The sequence below is a fragment of the Bryocella elongata genome (genome assembly GCF_900108185.1).
GTDB lineage: Bacteria > Acidobacteriota > Terriglobia > Terriglobales > Acidobacteriaceae > Granulicella > Granulicella elongata.
This window is the reverse complement of the sequence record NZ_FNVA01000005.1, coordinates 256,947-277,241: the sequence shown is the minus strand read 5'-3', so window position 1 is coordinate 277,241 and position 20,295 is coordinate 256,947. Positions and strand designations below refer to the sequence as shown.

General features: G+C 60.4%; 9 protein-coding genes. 1 reads left to right on the top strand and 8 read right to left on the bottom strand.

From position 1 onward, the window contains the following. Positions 1-142 precede the first annotated feature (142 nt). From C4S68_RS15255 to C4S68_RS15245, 3 genes are all read right to left on the bottom strand, one after another. Complete coding sequence (locus C4S68_RS15255) at positions 143-1,387, bottom strand: hypothetical protein (protein ID WP_103933946.1); 1,245 nt, start codon at positions 1,385-1,387, stop codon at positions 143-145. A 1,208-nt stretch (positions 1,388-2,595) separates the two neighbouring features. After that, positions 2,596-3,909, bottom strand: coding sequence for a transporter (locus C4S68_RS15250; RefSeq protein ID WP_146072170.1), 1,314 nt, complete (start codon positions 3,907-3,909; stop codon positions 2,596-2,598). A gap of 172 nt (positions 3,910-4,081) precedes the next feature. Then, positions 4,082-9,784, bottom strand: a complete 5,703-nt coding sequence (locus tag C4S68_RS15245; protein ID WP_160115180.1) for an Ig-like domain repeat protein — start codon at positions 9,782-9,784, stop codon at positions 4,082-4,084. A gap of 1,013 nt (positions 9,785-10,797) precedes the next feature. Between C4S68_RS15245 and C4S68_RS15240 the strand changes: the two genes are divergently transcribed. Further along, positions 10,798-14,976, top strand: a complete 4,179-nt coding sequence (locus C4S68_RS15240) for a serine/threonine protein kinase (protein ID WP_103933942.1) — start codon at positions 10,798-10,800, stop codon at positions 14,974-14,976. A gap of 155 nt (positions 14,977-15,131) precedes the next feature. Here the strand turns inward: C4S68_RS15240 and C4S68_RS15235 are convergent, their stop codons facing one another. The 5 genes from C4S68_RS15235 to C4S68_RS15215 form a co-directional block, all read right to left on the bottom strand. Continuing rightward, the gene (locus tag C4S68_RS15235) at positions 15,132-16,097 is read right to left on the bottom strand and encodes a DUF4123 domain-containing protein (protein ID WP_103933941.1); all 966 of its coding nucleotides are present in this window, start codon (positions 16,095-16,097) and stop codon (positions 15,132-15,134) included. A 221-nt stretch (positions 16,098-16,318) separates the two neighbouring features. Next, complete coding sequence (locus C4S68_RS15230) at positions 16,319-16,630, bottom strand: hypothetical protein (protein WP_103933940.1); 312 nt, start codon at positions 16,628-16,630, stop codon at positions 16,319-16,321. Beyond that, a complete protein-coding gene (locus C4S68_RS23245) occupies positions 16,627-17,439 on the bottom strand; it encodes a PAAR domain-containing protein (protein ID WP_268807291.1) in 813 nt (270 codons plus the stop codon). The genes C4S68_RS15230 and C4S68_RS23245 overlap by 4 nt, the downstream gene beginning before the upstream one ends. A 90-nt stretch (positions 17,440-17,529) precedes the next feature. Beyond that, entirely contained in the window at positions 17,530-18,033 is a 504-nt protein-coding gene (locus tag C4S68_RS15220) for a DcrB/PsbP domain-containing protein (protein ID WP_146072169.1), read from the bottom strand. A 53-nt stretch (positions 18,034-18,086) separates the two neighbouring features. Then, a complete protein-coding gene (locus tag C4S68_RS15215; protein WP_235011622.1) occupies positions 18,087-20,258 on the bottom strand; it encodes a type VI secretion system Vgr family protein in 2,172 nt (723 codons plus the stop codon). Positions 20,259-20,295: the final 37 nt, after the last annotated feature.

Here is a 20,295-nt window from a genome sequence, read left to right as displayed (position 1 = left end):
AACCTTACGACAACCGTCTCAATCGTTTCCTTGTGTTCATCCCGACGCGTCCGCATATTGTCCGCTGTTCCTGACGCGATGCTGGCAAGAACAGCACGCATGACTCGATGTACTCGTGGGGAGCAATTAGCAACACTCAAGCCTATTGAGGGTAGGCTTTATCGACATCCCGCTGGAAGGACTCGATCGCGACCACCCACTTTTTCCGACCGACATCCGTCAAGAAGTTGACTATTTTCAGCGGTCCAACCCCAACACGATGCAGTCCCCATCCTTTTCCAGAAGCTGCTTGAGCGACCGTCGCCGTGGGAGTGATTTCGGCAAGTCTTTGTAGGTATGCACGGCTTTCCTCGATCAGGTTCAGGTTCCGAGCCTGCTGCGAGTGGTAATCCATCCAGAGTGCGCCATCATTGTGAAACGTACCGAGGTTCCAGTTCACCCGGTCAGTAGTCCATCGCAGCGTTAGCGTCTTGGCCTTGAAGTCCGGCTTGACCCCAAGAATATCCAGGTCGGCCAATAGCGCTTGCAGGCCGGCGCTCGCACCAGGGGCCGCAGCATCTAGGCTTTCGTAGAAGCTCTCCGAACTGATGCTACTGGGCTGTGCAACCACTCCCGGTTTCGTAGGAAGTGGCTTAATAGAGATGCGTGAATCATCCAGCACCACGATGCCACGCTCAATGTTTGTAGTCCTCCCCACGATGCGCGGCTGTGCAATGATCGCGCCATTGCTGTTGGGGAGTTCAAATAGAGCCAACTCGACCAAGCACAGAGTGAAATGTAGTCCGGCATGCTGCTGGAGGAAGCCAGCCATCGTCTCCAATCCCTGTCGAATACCGTCTCCTAGGATGATGATCAGAATCCGACCGCGGCGAAGGGTCTCCGTCACGGCATCGTGGAAAGCTGCCTCATCGACACCCTCCCCTTCCGTCACCATCTCAAAGAGCGTACTAGCCCCCGCTGGAGTGTCATCTTGCACCGGTTCCGCTCTCCGCACAGCGGACTCAAACTCTTCATAGCTGAGCTTGCTCAGCTCACTTGCGTACTCAATGACCTGAGCGATGACGTTACGACGCGCCTCGGCATTTCGCCACAATTTACATTCGACGATCGCGATGTGACCGTTGGGGGTCACAAAGACGTTGTCGACAAACCGATCTCGGATAGGCAGTTCCATGCAGATCGGAACCATAGATTCAAACACCGGTTCCACCTGCGAGATTGGCAGCAAGCCTGGATGGGTCATGATCAAGCGTTGCAGCCAACGTTCACTGCACTTCTTATCAGTTTCCCCGGGTTCCAGTGCTAATCGGGTGAGCTTCTTCGCTTTGGAGCTATCCGACAAACTCTCGATAAGAACGGTGTCGCCGTAGTGCGATAGATCAGCCATGCTGCTGACGCTATGAGACCCGCGCCCTTTCGCCTATACCACCAAAGCGGGAATTCATTTCCAGGCTCAATCGCCACAGCCGCTCGGCCTCAGGCTCAAGGGCGTGAAGCACGACAACCTGTTACAGAGCGATGCGCAAGTTAAATAGAAATTAGCGACGTCAGGCCAAGTGACGTCGCCTGTACCCCAGGAGCTTGCCTGGATCCATGCCACGATCGCCGTCGACTGGCGGTTCGTGGTGGCCGTGGTTCTTCTCATCGTCGTGCTGCTCATGAAGTAGCACATAACTCCGGGGATCGGTGTTCTCGCGCCTTCCCCCGAGACATTAACCTCATTCGATGACGAGGCCCTGTCAGTTGTCAATGTCCCGCACGGCCTCGCACTCGGCTTCGTCGACGCAGCGAAATGGCTATCGACTGCGGCATATATGAATCAGAGCCAGGCTGGCGTTGCCGTTCGTGCCGCGTGGTCGCGGTTGCCAGCGTGGGTGCAACTGTGGGTGCAGTAAAGGTGCAATATGGGTTTTGAAGCGCTTTTTGGCGCTCTTCAACGTGCCGAAAAATCCAGCAAAGTTGAGCAAATTCCCACTATTCCGGGTTTGGGGTGGGTGAGGTCGCTAGTTCGAATCTAGTCGTCCCGACCATTTATCCAACCAACAGCGAATGCAGCGGGTCCTCCATTCGTGGTCCGACGGCAGGCGTTCTGTCCGTGCGAGTGGGTTGGGTGCGGTGCAGTCATCACGCCACTAGGCTGCGCAGTGCCGTCTCCTTTCGCCGTTCGCAGGAAAACACGACGACGACAGCACAGAAGCCAGCTAGCATGCCTCATCGTCCCGGATCTTGGAGCCTCTCGGGCGCACGAGCTATGCTCGCGACCACGATCACGGAAGCGCTGTGCGCTGCCTGGGCATGGCAAACGGATCACGCAGGATTGCCACCGCGGTTCCACCGCAATGCATGGCAGTATCGGCCGAGCCCTCGATTTTGCGGGCTTCGGAGGCGATGCTCTGCGGCTAGTTACTGGATGAGGCTATTGCCGTCCCGTTGTAGAGCGGACCTGGCAGGCGATCTAGACCATACCGCAAGAAGCGGACGAAGACTGCCGGCATCACTCCTTGGCGTCGTAGAAGCTCCAGGCGACCCGTTCTAGAAACACAATCGCCCTGGCCGTCGCCAGGGCAGATTGATAGAGCCAGAGTATATTGCGGATTACCGGTTCAACCAACTAGGCGCCTTGTCGAGGCCCTTGAAGTTATAAGAGACTCCGACGGACGGAGATGGCTTGCTACGCAGGCCGACGTCGTTGATCGGAACAAGAACGTTTCCATAGAGCACGAGGCCGCCTCGCACGAACGGCTTCCACTTGATACCACCACTGAAGTTCGCGGTCGTGAAGGTCTTGTTGACGATGTTCGCAGTGCAAAGGGTTGAGACAGCCGTCAATGCCACGACGCCGGTCTGGCAGGACGCAGTAGAAGGCACGGTAGTGCCAGTGGCGCCGGCGCCGGCGACCGTACTGCCATACTGCACAACACTGATCGATGGCGAGTTCTGGAACTCATTCGACACAACATCGGCCGAGATGGTGAAGTGACGGGTGGCCCCGAAATCCGCGCCCACAGCGGTCTGAAGTCCACCAGGAAGCCGCTGATTCTGCCCTGCAGCCCCGGAGACGTTCAGAAGCACCGAATTGGTGTTCCACTGGTAACCGATCTTCACGTGCGTCGAGAAGCGGCGCTTGTCGGCAGCCAGAGCGTAGACGTTATATCCATACGCACCTGAACCGAGGTAATTCAGCGCATCGCCAGTAGGAAGGCGAAGCCCGAAGCCCGTTGAAACGGACATTCTGCCCTCGTCACCACCACTCCAGAGGACATGTTTGGCGTTCAGCACGATATCGCCGATGCCCTTGGCAAATCCTGCGTTGTAATGACCTTGCGCGGTATTGACAGAGCTACTGGTGTAAACGGCAGTTGGCGTGGAGGTCGCGCCGATGGCGATTCGGTTATAAGGGACAGTTACGCTGATATCCGTCTTCTTGGGGAGTCCAAGGATGCCCACAAACGTATATTGATTCAGCCTGATGTCGGCCTTCTCTGTCTGCTCATACGTTTGCACGTTGGAGCCGGAGCCTTCAACAAAAACCAGAGGAACAGCGTTAATGGGAGTACCGTCCAGGTGGTCAAACCTGTACTGCTGTGCACTGAAACCGACAATCAAATGCCCTTGCCCCACACTGTCCGGACGATCGATCAGAATTGGGCCGAGGTTGTAATACGGTTCGGGATTTCCGTGGATGGTCAAGATCACCGTACCTGGAGCAGACGACGCCGAAGGTAGCTGGGTCAACTGCGAGCCAATGGGAGCGTTGAAGATCGACGTCGTGGGAATTGCCGTGCCATTCGTCTGATTCGCCGCGCCGGTGCCATACGGCACAAGGCACACTAGTTGGGTGGCTGTGCTGCTCCCGCAATTCACATATTGGCCGTCAGCCCCCAAAACCGCCAGACACCCGGCAGCCATCACAATCATCCTTCTAATAGCTTTCATCCCTGCGCTCCGTCGTTCTGCGGTCATTTCGCTCACCTGGCGTTCCGGTTCATTCGTCTGCGTATAGCGAAGCGGTCTGGGCCCTGAAAAAAGGATCGCTTGGGACCGCTTCTGGAGTCCGTCTGGCTTGGCCAAGGCATCCGGATCAATCCTGGACAACGAATGGAACTTCAGCCACCGTTGCTCCGCTCGTCGACTTGATGTTTATCAGATAAGAACCATCCAGGGCGCCAGCGCCGTTGGACCTGACAAACCCGCCGCTACTGCACCCCGTGGCCTGGGACAGAATAAGTCCCACGATGAAGATCAGTGCTCCCTGCAACAGCGCCTTGCGCGATCTCCGCATCCTGGGAAGCAGGCCGAGCAACAGCAGGAACGGTGCGGCCATATAGGCCCACTCAATCTTTCCACCGCCCTTTTCCAGGAGGGACAGCTTGGTACCTGCCGTAAGCGTGAAGGTATAGGTTCCCGCTGGATTCTCGGCGAAGTTTGAGCAGGATACGTTGATGTTGCTAAGCAGGCCATCGTCGACATACGTGCCACTTACCAACGAGTAGACTTCCGTCCCGCATTGGAGGCCCGTCTGGCCAGCCGTCGCCGTGAACTGTGCCGTCACCGTGCCGACAGACAAGACATTGACCGAAGCTGGGAAGTTGACGATGGTAAGCGGCTGAGTCGCCGTCATCTTCAAATTCGAGTTCGCAGTGTCTGTAACTGTGACATTCAGAATGTAGCTCGTGCCAATAGGAGTTACAGTGCTCTGCGAAGTTGGGCTCACCACAACCGTCTGCCCGGAGATCGTGCCCGAGGCAGGGGTTGGCGCGCAGGTCAGGGTCGAAACCAATGTGCCGCCGGAAGTGACAGAGCATGCCGTGATCGCCAGGGGGTCGACGAAGCCGGAGGTCGTAGCCGCGGTCACCTTGATCACCGCAGGGTTGAACGGATCAGAGGCGCTGGTGTATCCCTGCGCAAAGCTGATCGTGGAACTCTTGGACGATACAACGACGGTCGGCGTGAAGGTTTGAACAGCCACGGTGACCGGAGTTGCAGTGACCGCGTTGTAGTTGCCGTCTCCACCGTAGGTGATGGCGGCCTGGATGGTACTGGAGCTCGTCGCGGCTGTGGGTACGACACAGGTATAGGTGTATGAAGTGACACTTCCGGTCTGCGTCGGATTGCTGCAGGAGTAACCGGCCGGGCTGATGCTGATGCCTGTGGGCAAGTTCGTCGGCGTATCCGCAGTTTGAGCACTTGGGAACGACAGAACCGCAGTGAAGGTGACCGACTGAGTCGCTACGATGCTTGTCGCGGAGGGGGTCAGCGTCAAGGTCGGCGTTTCCAGTGCCACGGATACGGTCTGCGGCGTCGGTACCGCGCTGGACGAGAAGTTCCCGTCTCCGCTGTAAGAGGCGCTGATCGAGTGGGATCCTGACGAGATAGGCGTCAGGGAGCAGGATGCTACTCCGGTAGCGGCGACCACATTTGCGGTGCACGTGACGGTTGGATTGTTGAGGTCCGTGATGGTGACCGTCCCGGTAGGCATCGCGAGCCCCGAGGCCGAGTCAGTGATCGATCCCGGCAGTGAAACGGTTGCGGTATATGTCCCGGCGGTATTGATGGCAGCGCTCGTTGGCGTTACCAGCGCAAGGGTGGTTGCCGTCTTCGTTACCGTCTGACTGACTGCTGTGGGAGAAGCTGGCGCCGAGAAGTTCGAATCGCTGGAGTAGGTTGCCGTGATGGTGTACGTTCCCGTCGCCGGGAGCGGACCGCTGCACGCAGCAGACGAGGTGCTTGCAGCCGTGGTGACTGAGGCAGTACAGATCGTGGTCGCGGCTCCTCCGCCAAGAGAGTACGCAAACACCACCGATCCACTCGGTGTGGTGGCTCCGGACGTCACTGGCGCCACGGTTGCTGAGAACGCAAGAACCTGATCGGTTGTCGCGGTGGCGCCAGCCGTCGGCGACGTGATGCTCAACGTGGTCGCAGTCTTTGCCGGTGTGACCGTCACGACGTTCGACGTGAGCGTTGAGAAGGATGCCCCTCCCGGTCCGGGAGTGAAGATAGCCGAGATGGGGTGCTGGCCCGCCGTTGCGAACGCGTAGGAACAGGCCCCTGGAAGAGTACCTGTCGTCGAGACTGGCACGTTGGAGCAGGTAGCCCCGCTGATCGCGGTGGAGCCATCAAAATAGGTGATCGTTCCGGGTGAGGAGGTCAGACCTGTTGGGAAGGTGTTGAAGCTCGCCATGAAGCTTCCCGACTGATTCACCGTGATTCCCGAAATCCCGGAGGCGGTGAGAGCGAGGCCAACGCTGGAGGTCCCAACCGTGATCGTTGCGCCCGTCATAGCCGACGCCAAGGTGCTCGCAAAGTTATTGTCGGTGGAAGTGAAGCTCGCCGTGATGACGTGTGTGCCGAGGGATGCGGGGGCGTAGGAGCAGGTCGATTGGACGACTCCGCCGGAGACTGGGGAGCTGCAGATCGACGTGGTCGGATTCACCGAGTCGTAGAAGTTCACCGTGCCGGATTGCGGCGTCTGCGTGCCCGGATAACCTGCGCCGGAGTTCGCCGCTGTCACGGTGGCCGTGAGAGTGACATTCTGATTGACGCCTACCGAGGTCGGGTTGGAAGTCACTGCGGTTGCCGTCGGCGCGGCGAGAACGGTCTGTGCCACGGTTCCGGGAGTTCCGGCGAAGAAGTTCGCGTCGCTACTGTACGTAGCGACGATGTTCGTCGAAGAGAACGACGTGGTGAAGTTGGGAGCGCAGGATGCCGTACCGGTGCCTGTTGCGGAGTTCCCGGCCACCACGACGGCTCCGCATAGCTGCGTGCCCCCCTTGGAGAAGATGATGCTACCGGTTGGGACAACACCTGCCCCTGAGGCTCCATTCGGCGTTACGGTCGCGGTAAATGTCACCGTCTGATTCACGACCGCAGTGGTCGGCAGAGTCGAGCTGACGCTGATGACAGGGGTGTTCTTGGCCATCGTCTGTGTGACGGGGGCCGCGGTGGATGCCGCAAAGTTCGTATCGGGGGTATAAGAAGCTCCGATCTGGTCGGCAGGGGCGACCAGCGAGCTCGTGGTGCAGGTCGCTGTATGGCTGGTCCCGCTAACGCTCACAGCCGCGCAACCGGGGATCGTTACGCCGCCTGCCGTAAATCCAACGGTACCGCCTGCGGTCAGGGGGCTAAAGCCTGACGTTGAGGACAGGGTCGCGGTAAAAGTGATCGCACTATCCACGGTTGACGCAGTGGTCGGTGACAGCACGAGGGTTGTCGGAGCAACAGCGACCGTCTGGACTACGCTGCCTGAGGTAGCAGTGAAGAAGTTGCTATCGGCCGCAATCGTGGCCGTTACCGAGTTGGATCCGAGGCCAAGGGTGCTGGTCTGGCAGGTCGCGGTCAGGGTGGGGCCCGCGGCTGAAACCAGGGCCACCGTGCCGCAGTTGGCGATCGTCGATGTCACTCCGCCCAGCACCGTGTTGAATGCGACCGTGCCGCTCGGCGTGATGCCGCTATTCGGCGTCACGGTGGCCGTGAGAGTTACCGGCATGTTTACCGTGGTGTTCGCGCCGGAGGTGCCGAGCGTGATAGCTGGAGTCCCCTGCGCCACGGCCTGGGTGATGCTGCTCGAGGTGACCGAGACAAAGTTCGTGTCCGCCTGGAGCGTTGCGTTCACTGAATTCGATCCCGCGACGAGGCTGGTGGTCGTGCAGGTCGCCGTCAACGTCGGGCCCGCAGATGCCACCAGCGCGACCGAACCGCAACCCGAGATCGTCGAAGTCGCGCTGCCGACGGTGGTTGAAAACGCGACCTTGCCCGAAGGGGTGATGCCGCTGGTCGGCGTCACAGTCGCCGTCAGGGTAACGGAGCCATTCACTGTGCTCGACGCACCCGAAGTTCCAAGTGCAATCGTTGGCGTTGCCTGCGTGATCGTCAGCGTGGTACCGGTCGTGGCGCTGTTGTAATTGCTGTCTGCGGCCGAGTTGGCAGTGACCGCATAGGTATTTGCGGTCAGGCTGGCAGTGTTGTAAGTCGCCGTGCACTGCAGGGGCGAAGACGATCCCGTGCAAGTCGCCGGGATAGCGGCTCCCGAGTTCACCGAGAACGTTACGGCGCCCGTAGGTGCCGGGCCACTGCCGTACGTGAGCGAAGTAGACAACGTCACGGAGGCGGTGTTGACTGGCACCGACTGCGTGGACATCGCGAGCGTCACGGTTCCGGGTGTCGCCTGGCCAGCAAGTGTGATGGATTGGGTCGACGTCGTCAGATTGAGATTGTTGTCCGTGATCGCGAGAGCGCCGCTGATCGTTCCTGCCATGAGCGGCGAGAAGCTGACGATATTCGTGCAGCTGGCGCCGGGAGCGAGCTGCGCCGGCGTGGTAGCCGTCGAATTCGTCTGCGGGCACGTGGACGCAGCGCCGATTGTAAAGTTCGTCGAGATGGCAGGGTTGCTGCCCGCCCCCGGGATCGCGAAGATGAGCGGGTCCGTGCCCGTGTTGGCGATCGGCACTGTCACCGGGCTATCCGTGCTCGTCTGGCCAACAGCTGTGGAGGCGAAGTTTACCGTCGGCGCAGTCTGCGCGTTCAGTTCTGCAGCTGCGTTGCCACCGGTATTGGTGACATAGAGATCGAAGCTGCCATCCACCGCCAGCCCGGAGGGCGACGTGAATCCGCTGCTCAGCGTGACGATGGTGGGGCTGGCAGGGATTGCCCCGGACACGGCCAGGATCTCCTTGACGGCGTTATTACCCGAGTCGCCCACATAGACGTTGCCGTTGCCATCAACCGCCACTCCCGTCGGAAGCTGGAAGCCTGTGCCGAGGGGAGTAATCGTCGGGGTGGCGGGAATCGCGCCGCCTACAGCGACGATCTCCTTCACCGCACTGTTATTCGTGTCGGCGACATAGACGTTCCCGCTCGGATCCACGGCAATGCCGGTCGGCATGGAAAACGCGCTGCTCAACGTAACCGGAGTAGCGGCCGCCGGGATGACTCCATTCACCGACTGAATCTCTTCCACTGCATTGTTTGCGGTGTCGGCGACATAGACATTGCCACTCGCGTCCACAGCAACGCCGGAGGGAGAGGAGTAACCGCTTCCGATCGAAACGATCACAGGCGTCGTCGAGACCACTCCGTTGACTGCGACCAGTTCCTTGACCATGTTATTGCCAGTGTCGGCGACGAAGACGTTGCCTGCGCCATCGACGGCGACGGAGGTAGGCCCCGAAAAGCCGGTCCCCAGCGTAAGAGGCGAGGGGTTCGCCGGAATGACGCCGCCCACCGCGACCAGCTCGGTGATGGTGCTGTTGCCCGTGTCGGCAACATAAACGTTTCCGCTGCCGTCTACCGCAATGCCCTTCGGGTGCAGGAAAGCATTGGCGAGAATCGTGGGTACGCTGGAAGCGCCCAGGGGGTAGCTCACCTGCGGGCCCGTGCCAGTTCCGACGAGATAGATATTTCCCAGGAGAATGCCAGAAGAATCGGAAAGCGAGATAGCGCCGTAGCGTGTCCAGGGCTTCGACGGGGCAAAGGTGAAGCTGACCGTGCAGGTCTGCCCGACGGTGTACATCGTCGTCGTGGCACAGGTACCACCGGCGACGAAGGCGTAATCCAGTCCGGCTGCGCCTTGCGTCAAGACATTGATGTTCGCCAGCGTACCCGCCGTCGTAATGGTTACCGTTGCCGTCTGTGTCGCGCTGGTCGCTCCAAGAGCCGTCGTGGGAGCCATGGCTAAGCTCTGGGCCTGCACAGAGACCCCTGTCCCCATCACCAGGCCTGACACGACGACAGAAAGAATGGCGGAAGCGACACTGCCACAGACGCGGAACCACGGACGCAAGTTCATAGAGATCTCCAAACACCAGCTGCAGACTTGACGCAATACCAACAGGAGTCGCCCAGGCATCCAGCGGACCGTGGGAGACGGCGATTGGGCATACCTCACCCACCGGCTCATAAGCCGGGTAGAGCTTTCCCATAGCGAACGATCTGGCAAAACAGAAACTGCGGGCAACTCAGGATGACCAAATCGATCACCTGCCGCGGGCCCGAAACACACTCGCTGCGATTCGAGTCGCCAAGCGCTTAACGCGCTTACATAATGAACGCAGCAACGTCTAATGCATGGCCTAAAAATCCTGGTCGTGAACCTGTGCAGATCAACCTAGCATGCAGGGTAAGGCAAGTCAAAGCATAAAAGCCCTCAACTTACATCTCGAGAATCCCGTCTCGGCACTGCATTCACACAAGCGACATGCTGACCCAACTTGGTGTTAATCGTTCCCAAGATAGGCCCCGTTGCGTGCGGCCCAGCTAGTGCTGCGGAGTACTGTCGAGCTGGAAATGCCGCACACAAGATCGCCCCGCTCCCCCTGCTGCACTGCCCAGGGAGGGAAAGTCGACTGTCAAATAATGCGCCCCATCGGATTCACGGAGATATCGCTCGTTGGAAGATGCCGTTGATACCTCCTTTTGCAGATCGACCTATATAGCTATCGCCGGCACGGCGTTTCAGGGAGCTGTCATCCTAACCGGCGAAGTCGCGGGAGCCGACCATACTACTCCAGCCCAGAGATAGTGGAACCAATTTTTTCTTCCCCGTCATATCTCAAAGGTGCAGCTAGCCGGTACCGGTTTCACCTGCTGCGAGAGCGGCGCTTCCGCAAGCCTTCCAATCCGGAGCATGGAAGCCCTCGCGCGCAGCGTGACGAAGAGGACCTGGGAAACGCAATCGCGCCAGGAATGCCGAAGTTGCGGACGCCCAGGCTGGTGCCTTCACCCGTGTTTGAGTTCGTGCGGAAGTTGACCTGCCAATCACGAACGTGAGGTGTATATTTTCCGGTAGGAATCCCACATTCAATGACGGATACAACGATCCAGGGGAAGTACAGCTCATATCACGTCATTAAGAGTCTTAAGAGCGGTGGCATGGGCGAGGTTCTTCTCGCCCGGGACGACAAAGAACGTCGCGTCGCCATTAAGCGCCCCTTCCTGTCAGCGCAGGAAGACGGTCTCGCGCGCTTCGAACTCGAGGCCAAAGCCTCCGCACTGGATCATCCGAACATCGCGAAGATCTACGAGGGCGGATTCTCCCCGGACGGGAGACCGTTCCTCGCGATGGAATTTGTCGACGGCGAAGAGCTGAAGGAGATGATCGACTCCGGCAAGCCGATGGACCTGCTTCTCAAGCTCAGCATTATTGAGCAGGTCTGCGCCGGACTTGGATATGCGCACCAGAAGGGCTTCATCCATCGCGACATCAAGCCGGGCAACATCATGGTCACCGCCAATGGCGTGGCCAAGATCATCGACTTCGGCATCGCGAAGATGGTGGACCTGGAGCGCACCACTGATCTGACCCAGACAAGCCAGGTGATCGGCTCCCTGCATTACATCGCGCCCGAGCGCTTCAAGAATGAAGCGATGGATGGGCGCGTCGACGTCTTCTCCACCGGCGTCATGCTCTACCTTCTCCTCACCGGGCGGCTTCCGTTCTCCGGCGGCGAGATGACTGCGGCGTATCAGATTGTGAATGAGGCCCCGACGCCGCTGCGGGCACACCTGCGCGATTACCCCGAGGCGCTTGACTCCATCATGGATCAGGCCCTGGCGAAGAATCCCGATCAGCGGTTCCCTACAGCCGAGGACTTCGCGGACGCTCTGCACGAGGTGATTGAAGACATTAAGGAGACCCGCATCCTTAAGCTCTTCGACGATGCCGAGCGCCTCACCGTGGAGACACGCTACGAGCCTGCGCTGGATCTGCTCGACGAAGCCCTCAAGCTGGACCCATCGAATACGCAGGTACGCAAGCTTCGCAAGATCGTCCGCGAACACCAGGACAAGCGGAAGCGGACCGAGAAGCTCAGAGAATATTTTGTCCGTGCCGATGAACTCCTCGCGGTCGAGAACTATGCCGAGGCGCTCGCCCAGCTGAAGGAAGCGCTACGCGTCGACCCTGCATCGCCGGAGTTGAAGGCCCGCATCGCGTCGGTCGAAGAGACCAAGCAGCGCTATGACAGGTGCATCGCCTCTATCAACGAGGCGGAGGCGGCAAAGAGCCGCGGCGACATCACCGGCGCCCTGCGCATCTCCGAAGCTGCCGTCCGCGAAGATCCCGACAACACGCGGCTCCTCGCACTGCGGGCGGCCATCGCCAAACAGCTGGAGCGCGAGGCCCAGGAAGCCCAGCTGGCAACGTTGTTCGACGCGGCAAGAAGCGGGCTCGCAGCGAAGAACTTCGACCAGGTCGCGCAGATCCTCGCGGAAGCCGAGGCGGTCGACCGCTCGCATCCGGTTCTCGACGAGTTGCGCCACGAGTTGGCTCGCGCACGGGAACGGGAGAGCCGCCGCCAGCTGCTCGAAGAGATTCACCGTCACGTCAACGAGTTCCTCCGCGCCGATAACTACGAGCAGGCCACGGACCTGTTGAGCCGCGCGATCGACAAGCTACCCGACGAGACCATGCTCCATCGGCTGAAGCTGGAGGTCGATACCGCGGCGCAGAAGTTCGACTCGATCCGCTTCGTGGACCGCGCGGTGGCTTCAGCACAGGAGGCCTTCGCCTCCGATCCGGAAAAGGCCATCGACATCCTGAGGCAGGCGCTGCAGCATCGCCCCGGGGATGAACGCCTGATGGCGGCCGAGCGCTCGCTGCGGCAGCAGGCCGATGCAGCCCGCGAGAAGCAGCTGCTCGACGAATCACTGCGCGAGGCCCGCGAGTTCCTCAAGGGCGAACAGTTCGACAAGGCGATCGGGGTGCTCGAGGCCTACCAACTCGAACATGGAAGCCATGCCGAAGTGGACCATCTGCTGATATTGTCCCGACAGGAGCTGGCCAATCAGCGTCGCAGGGCGCTGGTGGAGCGCACCGCGACCGAGGCACGCTCTTTGATGTCGCAGGAGCGGCTCGAGGACGCCGCCCGAGCACTGGAGTCCGCCCTCCAGTCCCCGGAGATTCGTGACTCCGGCGACGCGACTTTGTCAGGCCTTCTGGAGGACGTTCGCACGCAGCAGCAGGCGGTTGTTCGCAAGCGCGACGCGATCCTGAAGCGTGCCGTCTCGCATCGGGAACGCGGCGAGCTCGACGACGCGATCAAACTGCTCAGCGACTATCTCGCGACTGGTGCGCACAATCCGGACGCCGAGGATCTGCTCCACTCGATCGAGGCCGAGCGCACCCGTAGGCAAGTCACAAAGCAGGCGATCGCCACCTCGGAGGCATCTTCGCAGCAGGCCAACTTCCCTGCCGCGCTTGAGTCCCTGCAGGCCGTCGTGCTTGCATACGGCGAATCGGACGAGCTGACCAAAGCTGCCGAGGCCGTGAAGCGTGCCCGTGTCGCCCACGCGCAAAAGGTAGTTACCCAGTCGATTGAGACCTCTCGCGCTGCGTTGCTCGCAGGCGATGTCAACGGCGCCATGACGGCGCTCCGCTCCGCCAATGAGATGGTGGAGTTCGCCGATGCCAACCGCCAGGCTGACTGGCGTCGAATCGGGCAAGCGGCCAAGAAGGCGCAGAGCGCTCCGACCGGAACCATCATCGTGGATCCGCTGGCGGACCTGCCCGACGCGCCCGCGGCTCGCAAGCCGGTTTCGCCGCTCATCCTCGGCCTGGGCGGCCTGGCGGCCTGCGCTGTGATCGGCGGTGTGGGCGTGCTCGTCCTGCGCAAACCGCCACCAGCAGCGCCCGTCGCTCCGACCGAGTCCCGCATCAGCATTGCGAAGGCTCCCGCCGGAGCGCTTGTTTCCATCGACGGTGGCACACCTCGCGCAGCCGACGCCAATGGTTCATTGTCGGTGCCAGTGAGCCCCGGTACCCACCTGCTGCAGGTGACCAAGGATGGCTACGATCCCTACAACGACAAGCTCGAGGTAAAGGCCGGCGACGCCGTGGTCGACAACATCGCCATGGCGAAACAGCCTCCCGCCAGCAACTCCGGCACTCTCGTGATGGAAAGCAACCTGCCCGGATTCAAGGTCATGGTGGATGACCATTCCCGCGGCGAAGTCCTGAAGAAGCAAGGTACGCTCACCCTCGAGGCTGGATCGCACACCATTCAATACCTCAATGAAGATGGTTCGGACACCACACCGAAGCACACCATCCTCATCGCAGCCGGCAAGAGCCTGACGGACGCGTTCACCCTGAAGCAGCCGGTCAAGGTGGCGCCACCTCCCGCGCCCACGCCAGTAGCCTCGGCGCCAGGTAGCCTCATCGTCCAGACCAGCCCCGGCGCTCTCGTCACGGTGGATGGCCAGGCGAAGGGACATGCGGATCAGTCCGGTTCACTCACCATCAACTCCCTGAGCGCGTCGAACCATACGGTCGATATCAGCCTGGATAACTTCGAACCAATTTCGGGTCGCACCGTCACGATTACGAGCGGGCAACCTGCGTCCTTCCGGCAGCCGCTCTCACCGATGGCGCCGGCGACCGGCATCCTTTCGATCCAGACCACGCCCGGCGCGCAGGTCTCCTTCAACAATGGCCAGAGCAGTGGCACGGCAGACGGCTCAGGCATCGTCAATCTGGCGAACCTCAAGCCCGGCCCCTACTCGATCGATATCAGCAAGGACGGCTTCCAGCCCGCACACATGACCGGCAGGATCAACGTCGGCTCGCAGTCGGTGCTCGCGAACCTGATGGCGAAGGCCGCTCCAGTCCAACCGGCCACTGTCGTCCAGCCAGCAGCGCCTGCCGCCGAGGATCACAGCGCCGACTACAAGGGAATTCAGGCTGCGGTTTCGAACTTCGTGGCCGCCTTCCAGAGCCGGAACATGGGCCAGTTTCAGGCAGCGTGGCTCAACGCGGGAAGCCAGGGCAAGAACTTCAAGGGCGTCTTTGAATCTGCATCGATGGTGAAGATGAGTGACAAGTGCCAGGGTCAGCCAAACATCAACGGCGACACCGCAACGCAGCGCTGCGATGAGACGACCCAATACGACAAGAGCGACAGCCCAAGAACCAACCCCTTCAACTACACCTTCGTGAAACAGAATGGGAAATGGGTGCTGAAGGACAGGACTTCGCTGCGGTAAGACGTTTCTCGCAACCCACGAAGTAACAGCTTGGAACCAGGAGCGGCGTCGGGGAAGTTATCTCCCGACGCCGCTGCAATTTCAGAGCTTCAGATACGCCTGATCAGATAAGGCCTTGGGCGGAGACGATCCTGCCCAACCCGCTGGACATGAAATTATGGCGTTGAGATGGTATGCGGGGTTGTCTCGAGGCTATCGTCGGTCAGCTTCATCTCGAGCACGGTCCCGTGAGATTCAGCTTCGACGAGCCAGGAAAACACTGCTCCAAAGAAGATCCTCAGCTCCTGCGCGCTGGTGCTCGGAAGAAACTCCCGCAGGACCCTGGGATCGTAGAACCGGAACGAAATCTCATTTCCGCCCTCGAGCTGTGCCAGAAGAAACCGGCGGAAGTGCTGACGCAGCTCCTCGAACGGAGCAGCGGAGGTGAAGTAACTGGCCCAGCCCTTGCCCCAGCCCTGCCGGACGAGCACATCCAGAAGCGGGCCATCGGGGGGAAGCTCGACAAGGTACGGCGCCCATTGCGCCATCGTCTCCGCAGCCTCACCGTCGTAGAGAGACTCGTGGTTTTCCGGCGCCAACGCCAAGAGGGCTGGGATGACTTCGCTCGCGCCTGCGTCCAGCAGGCAGTACAGCGGCCTGCGGCAAAGGCTGCGCACCAGCACCGAGGTGGGACTCAGTGCGGCCCTCTGTTCGCGGCGCGCCGAGTCTGAAAGCTGCGGCGATCGCACCGCCTGCACCGGCCGAACCACCGAGGTCTTCCCTGAATCGCTGAACGACCGGGTTACTGGGACCTGCAGCTCGAGCGACATCGCGCCTTCAACCCGCGGCAACGCCGGCACAACTTGAAGGGTCAAGCCCCCTAGCTTCACAATGTCGCCGACAAACGCCATGGCCTGGGCGATAGACTGGCCATTCAGCTTGGTGCCATTGGTACTTTGCAGATCGATCAGCAGGACACCCACACCTGCGGTCTGCACAGACAGGTGATGGCCTGACATGAAGCTATCGGCCGGGAACGGCAACGGAGCGTCCGGGGCGCGGCCAATCACCAGCGGCTGGTCCGTCAGCGTAACGCGACGTCCCACCTGCGGCCCCTCGAGAACGATGAGTTCGAGCTTCATTCGTGTCTACCGTACTCCCCTGCTATCGTCCCGTTCAGCGGCGGTATCACCACCAACAGAAAGATATCGTTTCAGCCGAGCCCGATTTCTATCGCTATCGATCTTTGCGTCCGCTGTTCGAGTACGCTCCGCACCTTCCGTCGCCTCACAAACACTCACTGTACCCGCTCATACGGTTGAGACGACGATTTCAAACTCCATGGTACGCGGCGAACACAACTCTATGTCCCGAGCCTGCCGATGGAATCTCCATCATGCTTCAGGACATGGTGCAGGATTGTAAGAGCCTTCGACAATCCTGTATTCCAGTCAGCAATGTTCTTTACTGCGAAGGGTCCGATCTTGATGGTCTCCTTCACACCCTGCGAGAGAGGCCACTCCTGCTGAACCTGCAGCCGCAAGATCTGGAGGTCTTTGATCTCTTCCTCAACCGCTGCATCCGGAGTCCTTGCCTGAGACTCAATACACCACGCGATGACACGATCAATCGCCGCCACCACGTTGACCTTCGGTACGAAAATCGCTTGCGTCATATCTGCTTCACCGATTTCTGCCAGCCCGGCTCCAGGATGTACTGCGGTCCCCCGCCCTTGCCACCCACGCCCTCAACCTTGCCGTTGTCGAAATCCTTCGCTGTGGACTTTACCACTTTGATATCTTGCTGCACCTCGTACCGCTCAAGGTGTCGCCCCTCGACGATAATCCCGATCGTCTTTGGGTCGGTCCCGGGCTCGGTGGCATACATATTTGGCTTGCCTCCGTCGCGCACCCACACGTCGAACGTATCACCCTTCTTCAACGTCTCGACAGTTACTGGCTTGTCAAGGTCGGCACCGTCGACATGGCTCTCCTGGTCTATCGGATCATTGATGCCGTAGGCGGCGCAGATCACTTTGATCTTCTGCGCCCTTTGGATCGGCGTCTCAGATTCAGGCGCAAGCGCCGCGCCCGCTGAGTTTGCGGTGGAGTACTTCGACGTGTTCTCGACGATCGGAGTGTCCGCCTGGCTCTGCGTCAGGCCGATGCTGATGGATGCCGCTCCACCCGCGCCGCCTCCGCCGCCAGCGCCACCCCCACCACCGCCCGCTTCGCCGATCATCACCGTCGGGCAGCCGATCACGATGACGCCGCCGTGCATCGTAGGATCGCCGAGGCGCGCGGCCATCAGGTAGCCGATCAGCACGGTCGGAGATCCCATCGCGATCGTATCCGGGGGGCCGACACACACCGCCATATCTGTCGCGCGAGCGGCAGGCATGAAGCCAATCAAGACGGTCGGTTCGCAAGGCGGAAGAATCGGACCGCCTACGTGTGGGATCGGAGGGACTCCGGGTGTGACCATCGGGCAGACGTGCATGTCTCCCAATCGGGCTGCTGGCGGCATCGGGTTCCTCCTTTCCTCGTGGTCGTCTTCTGCGCTTCTTCGGGTCTTCTACTGCAGTTGCTGTGGGGGCGCTGGTGGTTCGGGCGGCAGAATACACAACCCCTTCACAAACGCATCATGGTCCGGGCGTATGGTCCGCAGCATCGGTTCGGCGACCGTGAGCGTGACGATTCCGATCCAGGTCCCGACGCGCACGTAGTTCTGCACGTGCAGCATGTCCATGCCCATGGGCACGCGATGGCGCACCAGCAGAAGAAAGCCTTCTTCGGCGTTGGGGAACGGCGACGGCTGCGGCCCGGCGATCTGCGCCTCGGGATAGCTCGCCGCGATCATGGTCCGCTGCGTGGTCATGTACTCGAGGAGTGTCTTGCCGGGCGGCAACGGGTCGTGCGACAGCACGATGCTGCTTACAATCGCGCGAGGATCCTGCGAGAACTGGCGTGCCCCCAGGTTCGGGACGATCACCCATCCCTCGGGCAGGACAGTAATTCCCCACCGTCCCACGCGGGGGTAATTCCAGACCGCCTCGGGTTGTCCTGCTGCTTGCGTCAAACCTCACCGCCAGGTTCACATTGCGCCTCGTGGAGAGAATCAGTGGGGTCGCGCTACATCTTGCCGCCCTTGGTCCCATCGTCGGCCTTGTCGGGATCCTTGGGCGCCGTGGGTGCCGTGGGTGCGTCTGGCTCGGTAATGGTTGGGGGCGAGCCTGAACCGGCCGCACCACCGCTGTTGATCAGCACCATCGTGCCGGAGATGGCCACGCCCGCAGGCCCAATCGTGATGAAACCACCCGCAGCCTTCAGCGTGAGCTCCAATCCTGCCTCGATCGTCACGCTCATGCCGCCCTTGATGTAAGCCTCCATCCCGGCATCGAGCGCATAGTTCATGCCTACTTTTTCGCCGAGGTTCTGGGCAATCTTCAACGACATGCTGTCGTCGTACTGCTGCGCGACGGCGCCGGTGACCTTCACGCCGAGCTTGCCATCGATCTTCTCCAGCACATCGCCGGAGACCTCACGGCCATAGTTCGCGTTGTACTTGTGCGAGACGTTCCCCGTAATTTGCACGTCCTGTTTGCCGGTTGTGGACTCCACCGCATCGCCCTTAATGCTGCGGTTGTAATTGCCGCCAACCTGCTCCAGCTGATCCTTGTCGACGATGCGGGACTCCTGCCCCATGACGTAGGTCCGCAGATCGTTCTCGATGCGGTGGTCCATGTCCATCTCGGCGTTGAGAAAGATCTGCTCGCTTCCCTTCTTGTCTTCGAAGCGAAGCTCATTCGCGTTGGACGCCCCGCCCTCCTTGACGCTGCGCGTGAGGAAGCCTGACCGCGTACTCATATCCGGCAGAGCATACTTCGGGACATTCACGCCGTTGTACACCGAACCGATCACGACCGGCGCGTCCGGATCGCCGCTCATGAACTGGATCAGCACTTCGTCGTTCTTGCGAGGCCAGAAGTACGATCCCCAGCCGCTGCCGGCCCAGGGCTGCGCGACACGGACCCAGGTGTTGTCCAGCGTGTCAGGCTTACGCTCGCGGTCCCAAAGGAACTGCACGCAGACCCTGCCCAGCTTGTCGACATACAGATCTTCTCCCGACGGAGTGACGACCAGAGCGGACTGCGGACCCGCGATCACCGGCTTTGGCGTGCGTGCGACCGGGCGAAAGAGGCGGTTGCTCTCGATCGCGGTGAAGCGGCCGGCGTACGGATTCGCTTCGTGTTCGTTGCTTAGATAGCCCGGAGACTGCCGCACATGGTGAATCACCTCGGTGAGCAGGTAGTCGCGGTTCCAGTCACCTCGAGGATGCGATCCCAGCGTGAAGAGGCCGCCCGGATAGAAGTTCCGCGCAGTCATCGAGCCATGAAACGTGTTGAAGCCAACATCGCCGGCATCGCGCTCTGCAATGAGAACATCCCCTGTCTTGGACTTGGTCTTCACCTCGGGAATATCGCCGAGTTGCTTGATCGCCGCATTGCCTTCAGCAGGGTAGGCGTAGACCTCGAACATGTTCTTGCCGGCCACCTGTTTGCTGAGCTCGGGGCCGACCTCCATCGCCTGACGGGCCGAGACGTCATAGTCGCGATAGCTGTACTTACCCGAGACCATTACCGCCGTGGCCCGGATGTCAGTGACGAGAGCGCGATAGAGCTGTTCGGAGTTCTGTCCCTGTGCCGCGTATTCGACCTTGACCGGATCGGGATCATAGCCGGTGGTGGAGTTTCCGAAGACCACCGTGTGGTCGCCGTTTTCATGGTCGAACCAATAGTAGATGCCGTACTTCTCAGCAATACGGCTCACAAACGCAAAGTCGGACTCGTTGTACTGCGTACAGTAATCAAGCGAAGGAGCGCCACCGTCCGTCTGATCCTTGAGGCTCAGGCTGTACTGCTTCAGCACCTTCTTGATGATGTCCATCGGCGTCTGGTTTTGAAAGACGCGGCAGCCGGAGGTCAATGTCAGCTGCCACATCGAAGGCACGATGTGGGCGCGATAGTTGTCGAAGTTTTCGTCGCCGCTGGTCTGCTCAAACGCTGCAATCAGGCCGTTGATATAACGCGGATCGTCCGAATCCACGGTCTTGATGGCGATCGTGGCCTTGGTTCCCACCAAGGCCACAGGGTTCACCGTCTCTCCGGCTTCTACCAGCAGTTCCACCTGGAAATCGAACAGGCGCGACATGCCCTCGACGCCCTCCAGCGAATCGATCAGGAGATCGTCCTGACCGAGCACGCTGGCAAACTGCATGAGTCTATCGGCTTGTTTGTACGGCATGATTGCCTCTCTTCCAGGCTGCGGTTGACCGAACCTT